Genomic DNA, 3,422 nt, shown 5'->3' with positions numbered 1-3,422 from the left:
GCCCGGCGGCATCGGCGAGGGGTTGGCGTCCCGCGTCGGGGCTCCCTGCGCGGCGGCGGCGCCGGTCGAACCCATGCCCGGCGCATCACCGGCGCGGCTGCCCGGCGGCATCGGGCTGGGGTTCACCTGCTGGCCGGTGGGCTGCTGCGGGGTCGAGGGCTGCGCCAGCGCCGCGCCGGCAAGCCCCAGTGCCGCAGCCACGGACGCGGCGACGCTCAAGTCCCGGATTGTCATGACGTTGTCCTCCGAAGGGGGTTCCAGGGGCGGGCCTTGCGGCGGTCGCCCTTGCGGAGGCCTCAACGGGGGGGCGCGGCGGATGTTCGTCCCGCCTGCGCCACGACGGCTCACAGAGGTGCGAGCGGAACGGCCTTCCGGAATGTCATCCGGGCGGGGCGAGGGCCGCGGCGAGCGCGGCGTTGCTGAAGCGCGGGTCGTCGGTAACCTCCTCGCCGAGCCAGTCCGGCAGGGGCGGATCCACCTCTGCCGTGTCGAGCTCGACCTCGGCCAGCACCAGCCCGTCCAGCCGCGCCGGCGCGTGGAACGTGTCCACCGTCCAGAGATGGCCGCCGTGCTCCACCTCCCACCGGGTCTTGGCCAGAGTCGCCAGCGGCGAGAGAGCCAGCATCGCCTCGGCATCCTCCGGAGGGATCGCATATTCGAACTCGGCCCGGATCTTGCCGCCCGGGCCCTTCACCGTGAGGAAGGCCGCGGGGCCGGCCAGGCGGATGCGCACGCTCGGCAGGCCCGGGCCGCCGGCGGCCAGGTAACCCTGCCGCATCGGCGTGCCTGGGCCGCGCACCAACGCGCGCCAGGCGTCGCTCGCCACCAGGAACTTGCGCTCGATCTCGGTGCCCATGGAACGGGTGTAGCGCGAGGCTTCACCGCGCGCAGCCATGCGCCCACATTGGGCCGCATGAACGTGCTCGCCCCCACACCGGTCCTGTTCTACCCGCAGAAGCGGCCGGTGGTGCCGAACGGGCAGCGGCTGAAGGTGGTCTCGCCCTTCGAGCCGAACGGCGACCAGCCCGCGGCGATCCGTGACCTGGTGGCCGGGCTGGAGAAGGCCGAGCGCGACCAGGTGCTGCTGGGCGTCACGGGGTCGGGCAAGACCTTCACCATGGCCAAGGTGATCGAGGCGGTGCAGCGGCCGACGCTGGTGCTGGCGCCCAACAAGACGCTGGCGGCCCAGCTGTATGGCGAGATGAAGAGCTTCTTCCCGGAGAACGCGGTCGAGTATTTCGTCAGCTACTACGACTACTACCAGCCGGAAGCCTATGTGCCGCGCACCGACACCTATATCGAGAAGGACGCGCAGATCAACGAGCAGATCGACCGGATGCGCCACAGCGCGACGCAGGCGCTGCTGGAGCGGTCGGACGTGATCATCGTCGCCTCCGTCTCCTGCATCTACGGCATCGGCTCGGTCGAGAACTACAGCCGCATGGTGGTGAAGCTGGAGCGCGGCGGACGGATCGATCGCGACGTGCTGATCAAGGGCCTGGTGGAGCAGCAGTACCGCCGCAACGACGCCGCCTTCCAGCGCGGCACCTTCCGCATCCGCGGCGAGACGGTGGACATCTGGCCGAGCCACCTGGAGGACCGCGCCTGGCGCGTGTCGCTGTTCGGCGACGAGGTGGACGGCCTCAGGGAGTTCGACCCGCTGACCGGGGAGGTGGTGGGCGAGCTGGACCGCGTGAGCATCTACGCCAACAGCCACTACATCACGCCGCGGCCGACGCTGCAGCAGGCGATCCGCGACATCAAGATCGAGCTGAAGCAGACGCTGGAGAAGCTGCACGCAGAGGGCAAGCTGCTGGAAGCCCAGCGGCTGGAGCAGCGCACCACCTTCGACATCGAGATGCTGGAGACCACGGGCAGCTGCAAGGGCATCGAGAACTACAGCCGGTATCTGACCGGCCGGAAGCCCGGCGAACCGCCGCCGACGCTGTTCGAATACCTGCCGGAGAACGCGCTGCTGATCGTGGACGAGAGCCACGTGACCGTGCCGCAGATCGGCGGCATGTATCGCGGCGACTTCGCGCGGAAATCCATCCTGTCCGAGTTCGGCTTCCGCCTGCCCTCCTGCATGGACAACCGCCCGCTGAAGTTCGAGGAATGGGACGCCTACCGGCCGAGTACCGTCTTCGTCAGCGCCACGCCCGGCCCGTGGGAGATGGAACGCACGGGCGGCAGCTTCGCCGAGCAGGTGATCCGACCGACCGGCCTGGTGGATCCCGTCACGGAGATCCGCCCGGTGGACGGCCAGGTGGACGATCTGCTGGCGGAATGCCGGGCGGTCGCGCAGAAGGGCGGCCGCGTGCTGGTCACCACGCTGACCAAGCGCATGGCGGAGGACCTGACGGAGTACATGACGGAGACCGGCATACGCTGCCGCTACCTCCACTCCGACGTGGACACGCTGGAGCGCATCGAGATCATCCGCGACCTGCGCAAGGGCGTCTTCGACGTGCTGATCGGCATCAACCTGCTGCGCGAGGGCCTGGACATCCCGGAATGCGCGCTGGTCGCGATCCTGGACGCCGACAAGGAAGGCTTCCTGCGCAGCACCACCAGCCTGATCCAGACCATCGGCCGCGCCGCGCGCAACGCGGAAGGCCGTGTAGTGCTCTATGCCGACGTGATGACCGAGAGCCTGCGCAAGTCGCTGGAGGAGACGGCGCGGCGGCGCGCCAAGCAGCAGGCCTGGAACGAAGCGCACGGCATCACGCCGCAGACCATCAAGCGCGACATCTCCGACGTGCTGCAATCCGTCTACGAGCAGGACTACGTGACGGTGGAGGCGGTGGAGGGCGACGAGACCGCGCAATTCGTCGGCAAGGACATCGGCGCCGCCATTGCGGAGCTCGAAAAGAAGATGCGCGCCGCCGCCGCCGACCTGGAGTTCGAGGAGGCGGCGCGGCTGCGCGACGAGATCAAGCGGCTGGAATCCTTGGAGCTCGGCCTGCAGCCGAACCTGGCCGGCCGGTCGCTGCAGGCCAGCGCGCCCGCCGGGCGGAAGAAGGACGACTGGAAGCCGAAGCCGCTCGGTCCGGGCGGCGGAGGCTACGATCCGAAGAAGGGGAAGGGCGGTCGAGGTCGGCGGCGCTGACTCGCGCGGCACGACAAATCGTGACCGCCCGCGCCACGTCCCTGCCCTTCCGGCGCCACAACCGGACGACGTAATCCGCTCCCTCGACAACGCCTCGAAGGAGATTCGGATGCGGAACACCCCGGCGAACCGTCTCGGTCGCGTTGCCCTCGGCATCGCGCTGCTCGGCACGCTGGCCGCCTGCGACAACATGAACCGCACCCAGCAGCGCGCGCTGTCGGGCGGCGCGATCGGCGCTGCGGGCGGCGCGGCGCTGGGCGCGATCACCGGCGGGTCGGCGGTGACCGGTGCGCTGATCGGCGGCGCCGGCGGC

Annotated in this window: 4 protein-coding genes; 2 read left to right on the top strand and 2 right to left on the bottom strand. The window is 70.0% G+C overall.

What is annotated here, in order from left to right:
- Together OZN99_RS27890 and OZN99_RS27885 are read right to left on the bottom strand one after the other, a co-directional pair.
- A partial coding sequence (locus OZN99_RS27890; protein ID WP_270938485.1) for a hypothetical protein occupies positions 1 to 234 on the bottom strand: 234 nt, incomplete at its 3' end.
- A gap of 145 nt (positions 235 to 379) precedes the next feature.
- Positions 380 to 895 (bottom strand): CYTH domain-containing protein, encoded by a 516-nt coding sequence (locus tag OZN99_RS27885; protein WP_270938484.1) that lies wholly within the window; start codon positions 893 to 895, stop codon positions 380 to 382.
- An 18-nt stretch (positions 896 to 913) separates the two neighbouring features.
- Between OZN99_RS27885 and uvrB the strand changes: the two genes are divergently transcribed.
- Together uvrB and OZN99_RS27875 are read left to right on the top strand one after the other, a co-directional pair.
- Positions 914 to 3,109, top strand: a complete 2,196-nt coding sequence (gene uvrB, locus OZN99_RS27880; RefSeq protein ID WP_270938483.1) for an excinuclease ABC subunit UvrB — start codon at positions 914 to 916, stop codon at positions 3,107 to 3,109.
- Positions 3,110 to 3,218: 109 nt separating this feature from the next.
- Positions 3,219 to 3,422 (top strand): hypothetical protein (locus OZN99_RS27875; RefSeq protein WP_270938482.1); only part of this gene is annotated, 204 nt, incomplete at its 3' end.

Source organism: Falsiroseomonas oryzae, from assembly GCF_027856955.1.
Lineage (GTDB): Bacteria > Pseudomonadota > Alphaproteobacteria > Acetobacterales > Acetobacteraceae > Falsiroseomonas > Falsiroseomonas oryzae.
Note: the sequence above shows the minus strand (reverse complement) of the source record. Positions and strands in the feature narration are given on the sequence as shown.

What these genes read in the sequence shown, in the direction of transcription:
- OZN99_RS27885 (WP_270938484.1), bottom strand. Translation starts at nt 895, where the DNA reads ATGGCTGCGCGCGGTGAAGCCTCGCGCTACACCCGTTCCATGGGCACC.
- uvrB (WP_270938483.1), top strand. Translation starts at nt 914, where the DNA reads ATGAACGTGCTCGCCCCCACACCGGTCCTGTTCTACCCGCAGAAGCGG.